This window comes from Acidimicrobiales bacterium, from assembly GCA_016794585.1.
Taxonomy (GTDB): Bacteria; Actinomycetota; Acidimicrobiia; order Acidimicrobiales; family DATDAH01; genus JAEUJM01.
In genome coordinates, this window is record JAEUJM010000017.1 from 1 (window position 1) to 15,790 (window position 15,790).

13 protein-coding genes are annotated in these 15,790 nt (G+C 70.5%); 5 read left to right on the forward strand and 8 right to left on the reverse strand.

The window, feature by feature from the left end; genetic code table 11:
- Positions 1 to 554: 554 nt before the first annotated feature.
- Positions 555 to 1,723 (reverse strand): IS3 family transposase gene (locus JNK12_09210; GenBank protein ID MBL8776098.1). Its coding sequence is split into 2 segments (ribosomal slippage): positions 555 to 1,439 and positions 1,442 to 1,723, totalling 1,167 coding nucleotides; the frame shifts between segments, so codons are not numbered across the junction.
- Here JNK12_09210 and JNK12_09215 point away from each other — a divergent pair.
- Positions 1,628 to 2,440, forward strand: a complete 813-nt coding sequence (locus JNK12_09215) for an alkaline phosphatase family protein (protein MBL8776099.1) — start codon at positions 1,628 to 1,630, stop codon at positions 2,438 to 2,440. The two genes, JNK12_09210 and JNK12_09215, sit on opposite strands and share 96 nt — an antisense overlap.
- Before the next feature lie 36 nt (positions 2,441 to 2,476).
- On the opposite strand, the gene JNK12_09220 is transcribed toward JNK12_09215, so the two are convergent.
- The 3 genes from JNK12_09220 to JNK12_09230 all read right to left on the reverse strand — a co-directional run bounded on the left by JNK12_09220 (position 2,477) and on the right by JNK12_09230 (position 6,627).
- Positions 2,477 to 3,685 carry a PD40 domain-containing protein gene (locus JNK12_09220; protein MBL8776100.1) on the reverse strand — a complete coding sequence of 403 codons (1,209 nt, stop codon included), beginning with the start codon at positions 3,683 to 3,685 and terminating at the stop codon, positions 2,477 to 2,479.
- Between the two features lie 371 nt (positions 3,686 to 4,056).
- Positions 4,057 to 4,956 carry an SDR family oxidoreductase gene (locus JNK12_09225; protein MBL8776101.1) on the reverse strand — a complete coding sequence of 300 codons (900 nt, stop codon included), beginning with the start codon at positions 4,954 to 4,956 and terminating at the stop codon, positions 4,057 to 4,059.
- A 39-nt stretch (positions 4,957 to 4,995) separates the two neighbouring features.
- Complete coding sequence (locus JNK12_09230) at positions 4,996 to 6,627, reverse strand: acyl-CoA synthetase (protein MBL8776102.1); 1,632 nt, start codon at positions 6,625 to 6,627, stop codon at positions 4,996 to 4,998.
- A gap of 146 nt (positions 6,628 to 6,773) precedes the next feature.
- On the opposite strand from JNK12_09230, the gene JNK12_09235 reads away from it, so the two are divergent.
- Genes JNK12_09235 through JNK12_09245 form a run of 3 tightly spaced genes read left to right on the forward strand, consistent with a single transcriptional unit; the run spans position 6,774 to position 9,876 of the window.
- Entirely contained in the window at positions 6,774 to 7,949 is a 1,176-nt protein-coding gene (locus JNK12_09235) for an acyl-CoA dehydrogenase family protein (protein MBL8776103.1), read from the forward strand.
- A gap of 7 nt (positions 7,950 to 7,956) precedes the next feature.
- The gene (locus tag JNK12_09240; protein ID MBL8776104.1) at positions 7,957 to 8,799 is read left to right on the forward strand and encodes a sugar nucleotide-binding protein; all 843 of its coding nucleotides are present in this window, start codon (positions 7,957 to 7,959) and stop codon (positions 8,797 to 8,799) included.
- Between the two features lie 39 nt (positions 8,800 to 8,838).
- Complete coding sequence (locus JNK12_09245) at positions 8,839 to 9,876, forward strand: LLM class F420-dependent oxidoreductase (GenBank protein MBL8776105.1); 1,038 nt, start codon at positions 8,839 to 8,841, stop codon at positions 9,874 to 9,876.
- Here the strand turns inward: JNK12_09245 and JNK12_09250 are convergent.
- Both JNK12_09250 and JNK12_09255 read right to left on the reverse strand, forming a co-directional pair.
- Complete coding sequence (locus JNK12_09250) at positions 9,857 to 11,113, reverse strand: geranylgeranyl reductase family protein (GenBank protein MBL8776106.1); 1,257 nt, start codon at positions 11,111 to 11,113, stop codon at positions 9,857 to 9,859. The two genes, JNK12_09245 and JNK12_09250, sit on opposite strands and share 20 nt — an antisense overlap.
- A gap of 34 nt (positions 11,114 to 11,147) precedes the next feature.
- Positions 11,148 to 12,548: a DUF1298 domain-containing protein gene (locus JNK12_09255; protein ID MBL8776107.1), complete on the reverse strand. Its 1,401-nt coding sequence runs from the start codon at positions 12,546 to 12,548 to the stop codon at positions 11,148 to 11,150.
- Positions 12,549 to 12,684: 136 nt separating this feature from the next.
- Between JNK12_09255 and JNK12_09260 the strand changes: the two genes are divergently transcribed.
- Positions 12,685 to 13,401 (forward strand): TetR/AcrR family transcriptional regulator, encoded by a 717-nt coding sequence (locus JNK12_09260; GenBank protein MBL8776108.1) that lies wholly within the window; start codon positions 12,685 to 12,687, stop codon positions 13,399 to 13,401.
- On the opposite strand, the gene JNK12_09265 is transcribed toward JNK12_09260, so the two are convergent.
- Together JNK12_09265 and JNK12_09270 are read right to left on the reverse strand one after the other, a co-directional pair.
- A complete protein-coding gene (locus JNK12_09265; protein ID MBL8776109.1) occupies positions 13,398 to 13,964 on the reverse strand; it encodes a hypothetical protein in 567 nt (188 codons plus the stop codon). The two genes, JNK12_09260 and JNK12_09265, sit on opposite strands and share 4 nt — an antisense overlap.
- Positions 13,965 to 14,016: 52 nt before the next feature.
- Positions 14,017 to 15,786: a VanW family protein gene (locus tag JNK12_09270; protein ID MBL8776110.1), complete on the reverse strand. Its 1,770-nt coding sequence runs from the start codon at positions 15,784 to 15,786 to the stop codon at positions 14,017 to 14,019.
- Between the last annotated feature and the right edge of the window lie 4 nt (positions 15,787 to 15,790).

Genomic DNA, 15,790 nt, shown 5'->3' on the forward strand with positions numbered 1-15,790 from the left:
CCATCGCCCGCCGCTACCTCTCCGAGACCTCGATGGCCCTCCTCGACCACCCGCGCGACACTGACCACGACCAGCCCCAACTCAAGGGCTGAACACACCGAGGATCACCCTCGAAACCCCACCACCTCACGGGACTCTGTCGACAGAAGCAGCACGATCGGCGGCAGGCCGCCTCAGCTAGTGCCGTTCCTGGGCACCGAACCCGAGCCATGGGATCCCCCTGTCAGCGGCGCCGTGTCCGGCATTTGTCCACCAGCACACGACACCTAACCCATGAGCGCGACCTGTCCTGGAACTGGAGGGCTGGCAGTCGTCGTCGTCGTACGGTCTTGGGTGTGGCACGGGGTGCGGCAGAGGTGCGAGGCCCGACGTATTTCCGGGTCTACCAATCACTGAACCTGTCTGTGGGATACGACGATTTCTGCGTCGTCTGCGAAACACAGGGTCTCCCGACACCGAGTCGGCGGATGTTCCAACACGTTCGGCGGCTGCTCCGCGCTCGCAAGTCCGCATACATGACCAGGGACTGCCGCGCGTTGAGGTGACACGGGTTGTCAGGCGGCGGTTGCCGTCTGTGGGGTCATGATCATCTCGAACTCGATGGGGGTCAAACGTCCGAGCCGGGCCTGGCGGCGACGGTGGTGGTAGGTGCGTTCGATCCAGGTGACGATCTCGATCCGGAGGTCGTCGCGGGTGGCCCAGCGGTGTCGACGGTCGAGGACGTTCTTCTGCAACAGGGCGAAGAACGATTCCATGGCGGCGTTGTCGCCGGCGGCACCGACCTTGCCCATCGATCCGACCATGCCGTAGCGGGCCAGCACCCGATGCACCTTGCGGGACCGGAACTGGCTGCCCCGGTCCGAGTGCAGGATGCAGCCGGCGACGTCGCCGCCACGACGGGCGACGGCCATCTCGATCGCGGCGACGACCAGGCGGGCCTTCATGCGGGAGTCGATGGCCCACCCGACGATCCGGTTCGAGAACACGTCTTTGATCGCGCAGCAATAGAGCTTGCCCTCGGCGGTGCGGTGTTCGGTGATGTCAGCCAGCCACAGCCGGTTCGGGGCCTCCGCGGTGAACACCCGGCGGACCAGATCGTCGTGCGACGGCGCACCGGGCTTGGTCGCCTTGCGGTTCTTGGGTTTGCCGAACGCCGACCACCACTGGTGGTCCCGGCAGATCCGCCACACCACCCGATCGGATACCTCAGGATGGTCGCCCTGGCGGACCTCGTCGGCGAGGAACCGGTAGCCGAACTCGGGGTCATCGCAATGCGCGTCGAAGATCGCGTTCGCGAGGTACGCCTCGTCGAGCTGGCCGGCGGTCACCGGCTCGTTGAGCCACCGGTAGTAGGGCTGACGAGCAAGGCCGAGTACCCGACACGACACCGTGACGGGGATCCCGTCGACGGCGAGCTCACGCACGAGCGGGTACATCATCCTTTTGGGAGGCTGGCCTGCCCCAGATACGCGGCCGCCCGTCGCAGCACCTCGTTCTCCTGCTCGAGGAGCCGGATCCGCTTCTTCGCCTCGCGCAGCTCGGCCATCTCGCCACGCGCCGAGGGATCCTGGCTGTCGTCGCGGTCCTGGGCCAGCCAGTTCCCCAGACACGACTCCGTGATCCCGAAATCGGCGGCGATGTCTTTGATCCGCACGCCGTCCTCGCGGTTCTGGGCGACCCGGACGACCTCCTCGCGGAACTCCTTCGGATACGGCTTGGGCATGGTGCACATCCTCTCCCGTGGCACCACTCAGCACCACAGATCAGATGTCACCCCGCCGCGCGGCAGTCCCCCTGGTGGGACCGGGCCCGCCAGCAGCAGGTCATCACCAACTCACCGGCCACTTGGCACCAGGCCATGGCCGACCTCGACCCCTCGGTGGAGACCCTCTACGCCGCCTTCGAACGCAACTGGCCGGGCGCCTTCACCGCCTCCATCAACGAGCCGTGCGACGCCGGCGCCGCCTACTCCACCTTCGGTGTCATCCGCGACGGCGGCCAGATCGACCGCCCGCCCCGCGCCGACGAGCTGCCCGACGCCACCGAGCGCTTCGTGCGACCCGTCAAGGAGTACGAGTGGTCGTCACGGGTGGACCACACCAGCGTCACCCAGGCCCGCCAGGCGTTCTCCGGTGAGCTCGGCGCCCTCCCGAAGTTCTGCTGGGTGAACTTCACCCTCACCGACGCCGCCTTCCACGAGGGCGGGCCCTACTCGGAGATCGCCGAGGCCAGCGTCGTGGACTCCGACGCCCGCCTCGGCCAGGTGCTCGATGCGGTGGAGGCCGCCGGCGTGTTCGACCGCACCGCCTTCTTCCTGGTGGCCGACCACGGCATGCAGGAGTCGAACCCCGAGGTCCGCGGCGACTGGGGCGACGCCCTGAAGGCCACTGGTCTGGCGTACCGCGACGAGGGCTACGGCTTCATCTACGTCAACCCCTGAAGGGGACGGTGTGCCGATCGACCTCACGGGCCGAGGTCAGGGCGCAGGGAGCCGCCGGGCGACATAGACCTGCCCCTGCCTGCAGCAGGGATCCGACCAGTGGACGAGCGCCAGTAAGTCGCCGGCTCGGGCGTAGGCGGCGCCGTACCCCGTGTCTGGCGTGACCCGCGTGATCGATCCCGCGACCAGGTCGCGCTCGAAGAGGTCGAGGCTGTCGGCTTCGTCGCCGGCCACTAGCGGTGCCGTTGACGTGAAGGTGAGGAACCGTCCGTCGGCGGTGAGGTCCCCCACCTGGCTGCTGCCGAGCGAATCCTGACCGATGGCGTCGACGCTGATCCGCGCCGTGGAGTTGGCCCGAGTGTCGCGGAGGAAGACATCTCGTCCTGAGTGGTTGGCGTCGGCGTTGTCGTCACCGGCGACGAGATCCGTCGCCTCTGAGTCAAACGCGACCAGACGCCCGTTCGGTGAAACCGCCAGACGGCCTTCGGGCTTGTTCCGCTGACCCGACGGCGGGCCCGCTTCGGTGCGGCTGATCAGTCGGGTGGTACCGGTGAGGAGATCACGAAGAAAGATGTCGGTGGTCCCGTTGTCGTCGTGGCGAACGAGGTTCGACGCGTCGGACGCGAACGCGACGAACCGACCGTTGGCCGAGATCGACGGCGCGTACGAACGTGCGTTGCCGAGTGCGCCGGCGCTCGAGCGGCTCACTGCGGTGGTGCGGCCGGTGCTCCGGTCGCGGACGAAGATGTCGCTGGCGATGTTCAGGTCGTCGCTCGCCAGATTCGCCCCAGTTGATGTGAAGGCGACATACCGTCCATCGTCCGAGATGCTTGGGCCAGAGGAGCTTCCGTCCGATTGGGTGCCGGCTTTGCTCACGCTCACGAGGTGGGTGGTTGCAGTGCGGAGGTCACGGACGAAGACGTCGGAGCCGCGACCGCGGTCGCCGGGAACGAGGTTCGAGGCCTCGGACGAAAACGCGACGAGACGTCCGTCGGCCGTGATCTGTGGTTCGTACGAGTTCCCGTTCGGGTAGTAACCGTTGCGGAGCGCCCGGCTGACCAGCCGGGTGACGCCTCGACGACGGTCCCGCACGAACACCTCTGGTCGGTGATCGGGTTGGTGGGCGACGAGGTTTCCCGCCTCCGAGGTGAACACGACGAACCGGCCGTCCTCGCTGATGGAAGGCAGCCACGAAGATTCGTCGCCGGACGCCCCGCTGGAGCTGACGCTCTGCTGCTGCCCCAACTGCCAGGTGCCCTGATCGTCAGTCAGGATTCGGCCCGCGGAGGCGGGGGGGGGGCCACGCCGGCGGCCACGCCGACCATCAGAAGACCGAGGAGAATCCGGCGCGCCATCGTGCAAAGGGTACCGGTCGGCGCACGGGGGGTTGCGAGACGGAGACTGACAACTACTGCCACCACAGTCCGTGGTCGCGGGCGACCGACCGTCTTCGTTGGAGGAAATAGCCCCCGGAATCCGGGAGCTATTTCCTCCAACGGCCTCGTCGCCAGGGGGTTGCGGTCCGCGGGACTCACGCTCGGTGGCCGGAGGGGGTCCTGGCGCGATCGGGCCCCTGGCGCAGTGCCAGGGGCCCGATCGTCCGGTCTTGGCGGTGGTCAGCTCTTGAAGTGGGCGAGGACCTGCTGGAGCTCGTCGCTGAGGCTCGAGGGGGTGATGTAGCCCTCCTCGCTGCGGATCTCGTCCCAGTGGTCGCGCACGTCCTCGAGAGTGAGCTCGGGGTTGTAGTAGCCGTGGGTGAGCCCGATGAACATGCGGGCGATCCGCCCGCCGGCGGCGGAGTAGATCTCGCCGCTGACGTCGCAGTCCTCGTGGGCGAGGAAGGCGACGAGGGGCGACACGAGCGCGGGGTCGAGCTTCTCGGCGAGGGGGCCGAGCAGCTCCTCGGTCATGCGGGTGCGGGCGATGGGGGCGATGGCGTTGGCCTTGATGTTGTTGCGGGCGCCCTCGACCGCGAGGACCCGGGTGAAGCCGACCAGGCCCATCTTGGCGGCGCCGTAGTTGGTCTGGCCGAAGTTGCCGAGGATGCCGGCGTTCGACGAGGTGTTGATGACCCGGCCGTAGTTCTGCTCTCGCATGAGCTTCCAGGCGGGGCGGGTGACGTAGAAGGCGCCCTTGAGGTGCACGTCGAGCACGGGCTCGAGCAGGTCGGGCGTCATGTTGTGGAACGCCTTGTCCCGCAGGATGCCGGCGTTGTTGATGACGATGTCGACCTTGCCGAAGGCGTCGACCGCGGTCTGGACGATGGCCTCGCCACCCTCGGGGGTGGCCACCGAGTTGGTGTCGGCCACGGCCACGCCGCCGAGGTCGTTGATCTCCTTGGCGGTGGTGTGGGCGGGGCCCTCGGTGCCCTCGCCGGAGCCGTCGACGGTGCCGCCGAGGTCGTTGATGACGATCTGCGCGCCACGCGAGGCGAGGAGGAGGGCGTGCTCGCGACCCAGGCCGCCGCCGGCGCCCGTGATGATCGCGACCTTGTTGTCGAAGCCGATGTCAGCCATGGCCGTCGAAGGTAGTCAGCGCACTCCCAGGCGCGTAAATCAGCCGGTGATGCCGAGCGCCTCGGCGGCCTCGCCCTTCAGGCGCTTGTAGTCCACCTTGCCGTTGGGGGCGCGGCCGATGGTGTCGATGACCACCACCCGCTTGGGGGCCTTGTAGTGGGCCAGGTGGGCCTTCACGTGGGCGATCACGTCGGCCTCGTCCACGGTCGCGTCCGGGAGGGGCTCGACCATGGCGGTGATGGCCTCGCCGAACTTCTCGTCGGGCACCCCGACGGCAACGGCGTCGGCGATGGCGGGGTGCTCCTTCAGCACCTCCTCCACCTCCTCGGGGAAGACCTTCTCGCCGCCGGTGTTGATGCACACCGACCCCCGGCCCAGCAGCACGAGGCCGCCGTCGGCGTCGACCTGGGCGTAGTCGCCGGGCATCGAGTACCGCTCGCCGTCGATCTCCACGAACGTGGCGGCGGACTTGGCCTCGTCCTTGTAGTACCCGATCGGGGTGACGCCCTTGACCGCCACGCGGCCGATCTCGCCCGACCCGGGGGCCACGTCGTTGCCGGCGTCGTCGATCACCCGGGCGTTGGCGCCCAACATGAACTTCGCCGTACCCGACGTCCCCCCGGCGCTCGATACCGACTGGCCCATGCCGAGCGCCTCGGACGACGAGAACGCGTCCATGAGGAACATCCCCTCGTTGTGGGTGAGCAGGCCCTGCTTGACGGGCTCGCTCCACATCACCCCGGACGAGATCATCAGGAACAGGCTGGAGATGTCCCAACGGTCGGGCTCGGCGTCGAGGGCCCGCAGCATCGGCTTGGCGAAGGCGTCGCCGACGATGACGATCATCTGGACGCCCTCGGCCTCGATGGTGTCGAAGAGCTCGGGGATGTCGAGGTGGCGGGACTCGAGGGTGACGACCAGGCCGCCCACGCTGAGGTTCTGCAGCATCATGAACCAGCCCGTGCCGTGCATGAGGGGGCAGGCGGGCATGGCCACGGGGCGACCGGGCTCGGCGGCCAGGGCGCGGACCGCGTCGAGGTCCTGCTCCTCGCCGTAGGTGGGGACGGTGGCGCTGGTGATGGCGACGAACAGGTCCCGCTGGCGCCACATCACGCCCTTGGGCATCCCCGTGGTGCCGCCGGTGTAGAGCATGAGGATCTGGTCGCCGGATCGACCCCATGGCGCCTGCACCCGCTCGGTGGCGGTGGCCGCGGCGGTCTCGTACGGGACGGCCCAGTCGGGGCAGGGTCCGCTGCCGTCGTCCACCCAGAGCCAGACGCGGACGCCCGGCACAGCGTCGCGGATGCCCTCGATGCGCTCGGCGAAGGTGCCGTGGAACACCACGGCAATGGCGTCGGCGTTGTCCCAGAGGTAGGTCAGCTCGGCGTCGGCGTAGCGGTAATTGGTGTTGACGGGCACGAGCCCGGCCTTGAAGCAGGCGAACACCGTCTCGAGGTACTCCGGGCAGTTGTGGACGTAGAGCGCGACCTTGTCCTGGACCGCGGTCGGCGTCTCGTCCGTGCCCGAGTCGAGGATGGTGCGGGCGATGCCGTCGGCCCGACGGTCCATCTCGCCCCAGGTGATGACGCGCTCGCCCTGGCGCTGCGCCGGTGCGTCCGGGATGGTGTCGGCCACCGCCTCCCACACGTCCGCGAAATTCCATCCCCCCATGGGGACCCCCCTGTCGATCGTCCGGTCACCCGCAGGCGGCGGGCGATCGGGTGAGTGTAGGAACGTTTACGCTGCGCAGCGGAGCGGAGCTGCCGCAGGGACGAACCGGATCCCGAAGGGGCGCCGACGAAGGAGGCGCAAGGCAGATGGATTTCGACGTGGCGCCCGACGACGACCCTCGGCGGCTCGCGGTGCGGTCCTGGCTGGCCGAGCACCCGGACCCGTCGGGCGCCCAGTTGGCCGAGGCGGGCTACGTGGCCCCCCATTGGCCCGAGCCCTTTGGCCTCGACGCCGACCCCATCCACCAGCTGATCATCGACGAGGAGCTCCGGGCGGCGAAGGTGCGGCGGCCGGAGAACCCCATCGGCATCGGCTGGGCCGGTCCGACCATCCTCCACGGCGGCACGGACGAGCAGCAGCGCCGCTACCTCCCCCACCTGCTGTCGGGCGAGGACCTCTGGTGCCAGCTCTTCAGCGAGCCGGGCGCAGGGTCGGACCTCGCCGGCCTCGGCACCCGGGCGGTCCGTGACGGCGACGAGTACGTGGTCAACGGCCAGAAGATCTGGACGTCGCTCGGCCACGTGGCCCGGTACGGCATCCTCATCGCCCGCACCAACCCGGACGCCCCGAAGCAGAAGGGCGTGTCCTACCTGATCTGCCCCATGGACACCCCGGGCATCGAGGTGCGTCCCATCGTCGAGATGACGGGCCTGCACCTGTTCAACGAGGTGTTCTTCACCGACGTGCGCATCCCCGTCGAGAATCTCGTGGGCGACGAGAACGAGGGCTGGTCCCTGGCGAAGGTCACGCTCGGCAACGAACGCGTGAGTCTCTCGAGCCCGGGTGCGCTGTGGGGCCGCGGTCCGACCGCCGACGACCTGCTCGACCTCGTCCGCGATCGCGGCGGCTGCGCCGACCCGATCGTGCGTCAGCGCCTCGCCCGCCTGCACACCGAGTCCGAGCTGCTGCGCCTCATCCGCCTACGCACGGTCAGCGCCCGCATCAAGGGCGAGCAACCCGGCCCTGAGTCGTCGATCCGAAAGGTGCTCGCCGACGAGCACGGCCAGCACATCATGGGCCTGGCCAAGGACCTCGCGGGCACCGCGGGCCTGCTCAGCGACGCCGGGCCCATGGGTGCGCCGGTCGACCTCTGGGAGTACGGATTCTTGTTCGCTCCGGCGCTGACCGTCGGCGGGGGCACGGGAGAGGTGCAGCGCAACATCCTCGGCGAGCGGGTGCTGGGCCTGCCCCACGACATCGACGTCGAGGCCAACCAGACCTGGGCCGAGACGCGCTCCCTCGTCGGCCGCGGCGCCGGCTGAGCCCGCGGTGCGCGTCCTCGTCACCGGCGGCGCCGGCCTTCTGGGGGCGCGCCTGGCCGTGGACGTGCCCGCCGGCGTCGACCTGCACTGCACCTGGCACCGCACCGCGCCGGCGTCGGGTGACGGCCTGGGGGAGTGGCACGAGGTCGACCTGGCCGACCACGAGGCCACCGCGGCGCTGGTCGCCGGCGTTGCGCCCGACCTCATCATCCACACGGCGTACGCGATGGCCGACGGCGATCGTCACATCGTCGCCGCCACCGCGCACGTGGCCGACGCCGCCGCTGCCCTCGGCGCCGGCCTGGTCCACCTCAGCAGCGATGTCGTCTTCGACGGCGAGCACGCGCCCTACGCCGAGGCCGATCCGCTGCTTCCCATCTCGCCCTACGGCCGCCACAAGGCGGAGGCCGAGGCCCACGTCCGCGCCGCCTGCCCGGACACTGCCGTGGTGCGCACGTCGCTGATCACCTGGGCGAACCCGTTCGACGCCCGCACGGCGTGGATCGTCGACACCCTCCGCGCCGGCGATCCGCTCACGCTCTTCACCGACGAGATCCGCTGCCCCGTGCGCCTCGACGACCTGTCCGCCCAGCTGTGGGACCTCGCCGCCCTCGACCCCGAGGCGCGGGCCGGGGCCTGGCACCTGGTGGGCTCGGAGGCGCTCTCCCGCCACGAACTCGGCGTGTGCATCGCCCGCCACGCCGGCCTCGACCCGGCGGGCATCACCGCGGCGTCGAGCCACTCGCAGCCGGTGCCCCGGCCCAGGGACCTGCACCTCACCACCGCCCGCGCCGACGCCGCCCTGCCCACGCCGTCCCGCTCGGCGCGGACGCTGTTCCCGCCCCGCTGATCCGGGCCGTCGCCGGCCGCGGGGCTACGGTCGACGGCCATGAAGATCAGCATGCAGCTGCAGTACTCGGGCGGGTTCAAGGAGTCGGCGGCCCGGGTGGTCGAGCTCGAGAAGGCCGGCCTCGACATGGTGTGGGTGGCGGAGGCCTACGGCTTCGATGCCCCCAGCCTCATGGGCTACCTGGCCGCCGAGACCGAGACCGTCGAGATCGCCGCCGGCATCCTGCCGATCTACACCCGCACGCCGACGCTGCTGGCCATGACCGCGGCGGGCATCGACGCCCTCAGCGACGGACGCTGCGTGCTGGGTCTCGGCGCCTCCGGCCCGCAGGTGATCGAGGGCTTCCACGGCCTCCCCTACGACAAGCCCCTCACCCGCACCCGCGAGATCATCGAGATCTGCCGGGCAGTCTGGAAGCGTGAGCGGGTCACCTACGAGGGCAAGGTGTACACCCTGCCCCTGCCGCCCGAGCAGGGGACCGGCCTCGGCAAGCCGCTCAAGATGATCACCCACCCGGTGCGCGAGCAGATCCCGATCTACGTCGCCTCGCTCGGCCCCAAGAACGTCGAGCTCACCGCGGAGCTGGCCGACGGCTGGCTGCCGATCTTCTACCACCCCGAGAAGGCCGCCAGCGTGTGGGGCGACGACCTCGCCGCCGGCCAGGCCAAGCGCCCGGCCGAGCTCGGCCCGCTCGAGGTGGTGGCCGGTGGTGCCGTGGCCATCTGCGGGCCCGACGAGGCCAAGGCCGTGCGGGACTTCGCCCGCCCGATGGTCGCCCTCTACGTGGGCGGCATGGGCGCCAAGGGCCGCAACTTCTACAACGACCTCGTGTGCCGCTACGGCTACGAGGCCGAGGCCGAGAAGATCCAGGACCTCTACCTCGACGGCAAGAAGCAGGAAGCCGCCGCCGCCGTGCCCGACGAGCTCCTCGACTCCCTGTCGCTCTGCGGCGACGAGGGCTACGTGCGCGAGCGCATCCAGGCCTTCAAGGACTCGGGGGTCACCAACCTCAACATCAACCCGATCGGGGCCGACCCCGTGGGGCTGACCGCCAAGATCAAGGAGTGGGTGTCTTGAACGCCCCGGCGGCGTCCAGCGCCCGGTAGGCCCCGGGCGAAGAGAACATGTGCCGGTGCCACCGGCCGGGCGTGGCCAGCAGGGCGCGGGGGTAGTCCTCCCAGAGCCAGCGGGCGAAGTTGCGCCGGGTCCAGTCGGAGGCGCCGGCGACCGCCACGGAGGCCCTCGCCCCCTTGCGGTGGCGCAGGGCCCGCACGAGCAGCGTCGACATCGCGTGGTCGGCGAAGAAGTGGTGGCGGACCGCTGCCTCGTAGCCCGTGGACGCGAGGCGCTGATCGGTGGGGCCGGCGTCGAGCAGGGCGTCGGCCGCGAGCACGCCCGTGAGCAATGCCTGGCCGATGCCCTCACCGCTCATCACGTCGCACGCGGCGGCGGCGTCGCCCACGAACAGGGCCCGGCCCGCGGTGAGGGGCACGCCATCGATGCGGGCGGGAATGGGCCACGCCCGGTGGGGCGCCTCGGGGGTGGCGCCGTCGCCCAGGACCGCTCGGACGGCGGGTCGCTCGAGGAGCTCGGGCCAGAGCTGCTTCATGGCGGGCACGGGCACCTTGCCGCCGCGGTGCACGCCGAAGCCGACGTTCGCCCCGCCACCGGGCAGCGGGAACGACCAGACGTAGCCCGGGAGGATGTCGGCCTCGAACCACACGAAGAGGTCACGGGAGGCGTCCGGCGAGACGTCGGTGAAGTACTGGCGGAAGGCGTGCCATTCGCCGCGGTAGTCGGGCAGCGCGGCGCCGAGGAACTTGCGCATGGGCGACCACATGCCGTCGGCGGCGACCGCATAGCGGGCGTCGAGCCGGCCGGCGCCGTCGGGGCCGTCGAACTCGAGGCGGATGCGCTCGTCGTCGGGGTGCGAGGCGCCGGTGACGGCGTGACCCTCGAGGACGGTCGCGCCGGCGGCGCGGGCAAGGTCGAGCACGGCCGCGTCGAGCTCCTCGCGACGGGCCACGGCGGCGTAGAGCCCGCGGCCCTCGGGGAGACGGAAGCGCACCTGGTGGCCTGAGGGGGAGGCGACGGCCACCTCGCCGACCACCTGCCACGACGGCACGTCGGCCGGGTCGAGGCCGAGCGTCTCGAGCAGACGGAGGGCGCCGGCGGTGAGGCCGTCACCGCAGATCTTGTCCCGGGGGAACCGGGCCTTGTCCACGAGCACCACGTCGAGCCCGGCTCGCGCCAGGACGGTGGCGGCGGCAGCACCCGCAGGGCCACCGCCGACGACGGCGACGTCGGTGATCACGGGAGCCAGTGTGGTGCGGTGGTGGGCGCTCGCCTCAAGCGAGGGCGAGGATCTCGTCGAAGCTCTCGCGCATCGACGTCATGAGCGTGTCGGGGTCGGCCACGGCGGCCGGATCGGTGTTGAAGCCGATGTTGAGGTCGTTGAGGTAGCTGAGGAGGGTGATGTTGCAGGCGGCGCCGGCCATGGGGCCGAAGGCGTACTGGCCGAGGAACTCGCTGCCGGCCAGGTAGAGCGGGATGGGGGCGCCGGGGACGTTGCTGGCGGTGAAGTCGATGCCGCGCATGATCGAGCCGAACAGCCCGGTGGCCACCTCCTTCGGGAAGCGGTTCAGCAGGCCGGCCATCGGGTCGAGCAGGGCCAGCGCGGGCTCGGTGCGGGCTTCCTCGACGAGGCGGCGAAGCGTGCGCATGCGCTCGACCGGGTCGGCGATGTCGAGAGGGACGGCGAAGCGCGCCGGGGCGAACTGGTTGCCGGCCTGGTCGGCGGTGTCGTCGGACCGGACGTTGATGGGCATGGACATGCGCAGGGCGGACACCTCGTGGCCGTGGCGGTCGTGGTAGCGGCGCCACCCGCCGACGAGGCCGGCGAGGAAGGCGTCGTTGAGCTTTCCCTCGGCCCGCTTGGCGGCCCGCTTGGCCTCGTCGAGCGGGATCGTGAGGGTGTCGAAGTGCACGCTCAGCGAACGGTCGCGCATGACCGGGCTGAGGGGGTCGTTGGCGGGCTGCAGCATGCGCAGCACCGACTGGGCCGTCTCGGTCACGGCCTCGGAGGTGCCGACGGGGTCGGCGGCCGCCAGGCCCAGCGCGCCCACCACCGTGCCCACCGAGCGCTTGGCGATACCGGCGCCGCGGCGGCCCTCGTGGGCCATGGCGTCGAGGAACCGCTCGCGCTGGTTCATCACGTGCACGGCCGGCGCCTCGGGCACGGGACCGCGGTCGCCCGGCTCGTGTTCGAGGTCGAAGGTGGCCAGCATCAGCGCCACGCCACCCACGCCGTCGGTGATGGCGTGGTGGATCTTCATCACGAGCCCGGCGCGACCGTCCTGGAGGCCCTCGACCACCGTGTACTCCCACAGCGGGCGGGCGCGGTCGAACCCCTGCATGGCGATGGGCTCGGCGATGTCGAACAGGTCCTGCACCGAGCCGTCTCCGCCGGCCCGCACCCAGCGGAGGTGGAAACCGAGGTCGAAGTTGGGATCGACCTCCCAGCGCGGAGGGGCCACCGAGAGCGGGTTCGACACGACGCGCTGGCGCAACCGGGGGACCGTGCGGCTCGCCCGGTCGATGATGTCGGTCATCACCGCACGATCAGGGGCTCGGTCGAGCAGGACCACCGACGTGATGGTGCTGCGCAACATGGGGTTGTGCTCGATCGTCCACATGAGCTTGTCCGCGTCGCTCATCCGGGACTCGTAGCGGATCTCACCGTCGGCCATGGCGGCAGGGTACGTCACGACCCCGCAGGGAGGGGGTGGCGTGGTGTGTCACAGCGCTCGCATACCCTCGGTCGCTGGCGGGCACCACCGGACGATCACGACCGACCACGACGAGAGGACCGAGAGGCAACCGCAGATGGCGCCCCAAGGACGAGACACGCGCGAGGCCCTGCTCGAGGGCGCCATGAACCTGCTCGCGGAGTCGAGCCGTGACCACCTGCGTCGGGTCCTCACCGCCGGGGCGGTCGCAGAGTCGGCGGGCCTGCACCGCCAGACCTTCTACCTCTACTGGAGCACCCAGGCGGAGTTCGTGGAGGACTTCGTGCGCTACGTCACCGACCCGGCGCACTCGTCGTCCTCCGAGCGCCTGACCCGGATCGACGACGATCTGGAGGACGCGTCCGACGACCCCGCCGCAGAGGTGCGTCGCATGAGTGCCCGCACGTATCAGAGCTGGGTCGACGACCCCGTGCACTTCGCTCGCATGGTGCTCTGGGCGACCCACCCGAACGACGAGTTGGTGCGCGAGTGCATGCAACGGCTCTACCAGGCCAACGACGGGGCCGCGGCCGAGGGCTTCGCCGCCGTCGGCGAGGCATGGGGCATCGAGCCCCGCCCTCCCTTTACCATCGAGACCGTCGCTCTGTTGTTCAACGCCCTGCGCGACGGGCTCATGCTCCAGCTGATGATCCGAGGCGACGAGATCCCCGCCTCGTTCTTCGGGGACGTGCACCTGGCCATGAGCCGGATGGTCACCCGGCCCATCGGCGAGACCGACACGCCGTCGCTGGACGACGCCTACCGCGCCCACGTGCGGGGCGCCCAGGTCGACGACGAGGGCGCGTCGACCTAGGGGACCAGCTTCCGCACGCGGTCGCCGGCGCGGACCACGCCGGCGGTGACCACCTTGGCGTTGACGCCACGCAGGTGGAGGGAACGGCCCTCCTCGGAGTTGACGAGGCGCATGGCTTCGACGCCGAACCGCTCGCGGAACTTGGGGCAGCCCCGGTGGGGCTGGTCGGTGACCTCGATCACCGCCCCGCCGAGCGCGAGTCGGGTGCCGGCGGGCAGGTTGTCCGCGCTGAGGTCGAGGTCGAGGTGCAGTTGGTCACCGGCGAGGGCGCGGTGGTCGACGTCGTTCGAGATGAGGCGGGAGAACCGGGCGCCGATCAGGTTGAGCTGCATGTCCGGGTGGGGCGCGCCGTCGGGCGTGCGCTTCGAGGGCCGGATGTCCCAGGTGTCACCCACGAGGCCGACCGCGGGATCCAGCGCTCCCTCGACGAGCACCTCCCGCTCGCCGAAGCCGGGACGGCGCACGATGAGCTCGACCGTACCGTCGTCCGCGGGAGCGGCCCGGACCTCGTCCAGTCCGGCCTGCAACTCGTCGTTGGTGCGGTGCTCCACCGGTGCGTCCACGCTTCCCAGCATGGCCAGTGGCGGCGTCGTCACCAAGCGGTTTCCCGCGCCGTCAGCAGGTGGGGCCGGCGTTGCGGTAGTAGCCGTGGAAGGTGTCGTTCTCGGTCCGGCCGTCCACGAACGTGCGCGTCCGCGTGGTGGTGACGTCGGTGCAGCTGCCTCGTGGGCTGGTGCTCTGCCCGGTCTGGGCGCCGACCGCGTACCGGGTGGAGTACATGGTCATGGTGATGCTGGTGTCGGTGTAGGTCGGCCACAGCAACACGCCGTAGGGGGTGTTGTTCTCGATGATGAAGTTCGGCTGCGGGTACGACACCGTCGATTCGCGCCCATAGGGGTAGCGGCTGATGTGCTCGGTGTGGAACTGGTAGCTGGGGATGTCGAGGCCCGCGAAGAAGGCGGCGTTGAACGAGGTGGTGGCGAACTGCGACACGCCACCGCCCACGGCGTCGACGTGCACGCCGTTCTCGATGGCGCCGGCGGCCACGAAGCCGTTCTCGACGGTGCGCGGCCCGACGACCTCGTTGATGGAGAACTGGCCGCCCGGCATGATCACGTAACCCCGCACCAGGTCGGCCATGCGGTTGATGTTGGTGTTGCGGCCCTCGCAGCAGTTGTGGTGGGTGGTCTTCCGGCACCCCTCGGCGGCGCCCGAGTTGCAGGGCTCCTCGTCGGGGAGGGTGATCTCCTCGACGATGCCCAGTGCCTCGGCCTCTTCGGTGGTGAGGTCCGGCTCGCGCGGGCCGAGCTCGAGTTGCACGCTCGTCTCGCCGCTGCGCAGCGCCGTGGCCACCTTCACCGCCGAGCCCGCCGCACAGCAGCCCGTGCCCGGCCGGCCGGGGATCACCTCGGGGCCGAACGCGCCCACCGTGAAGCTGGCGTCGACCGGCGCCTCCCCGAAGGCGGGCAGGATGAGGGGCAGGTCGGTCTTGATCTTCTCCTTGTCGATCTTCAGCTTCAGGCGCTCGGCGCCGACCTTGGCGCTGATCCAGTTCTGGAGCTGTGCCGTGGTGGCCGAGGCGGTCTCCCCGCCGGCGGTGATCTGGAGCGGCTCGTCGGTCATGTCGTTGGCCTGCACGGCCAGTGCCTCGGCGTCCGAGTCCGGGAAGCGGGGCGGGATGGTCTTGTTCTCGACCGTGAGGCTGATGGTGGCGTCGGGCCCCGCGCTGTCGACGCCGTCGGCGTTGAGGCCGGTGAGGATGTCGGCGGGGTCGATGCCCTCGCCGTCGACGCCGGGGACGACCTCGTAGCGGCCCTCCACCAGCTCGAGGCCGGGCTCGACCGGCGGCGTGCGCTCCTGGCCCTGGAGCGTGACGAGCGCCTCCTCCACCCGCACGGGGTTGGCCCGGAAGACGACCGGCGACACCTCGCCGTCGAGGAAGGACTGCCACCACGCGACCGGTTGGGCGACGACGGAGCCGTCGCGGCCGATCTCCATGGCCGCAGCGACGGTGGCCTCCTGGTCGACCCTGGCCCCCAGCTCGCCGACGGTGGTCTCGATGGTGCGCTCGGGCGTCTCGAGCGTGACCGGCGTGTCCTGGTACTCGTCGGCGAGCTCGGCCACGGTGTCGGTGAGCTCGGCCTCGGTCATCGTCCCGACGTCCACGCCGGCCACCGTGACGTTGCGGACGACGCGTCCGTCGTCCTTCGTGTCGACGGCCCACGCAGCCACCGCGGCACCGAGCAGCAGCACGGGGATGACCACGGCGAGGGTGAGCACGATGCGCCGGCCACGGCGCCGCTTGGCGCGGCGGAGATCGCCTCGCATCTCGGGGATCTCGTCGGCGAGATCCGAGATCTGCTCGTCAGGTTCGAAGACGCTCATTGGG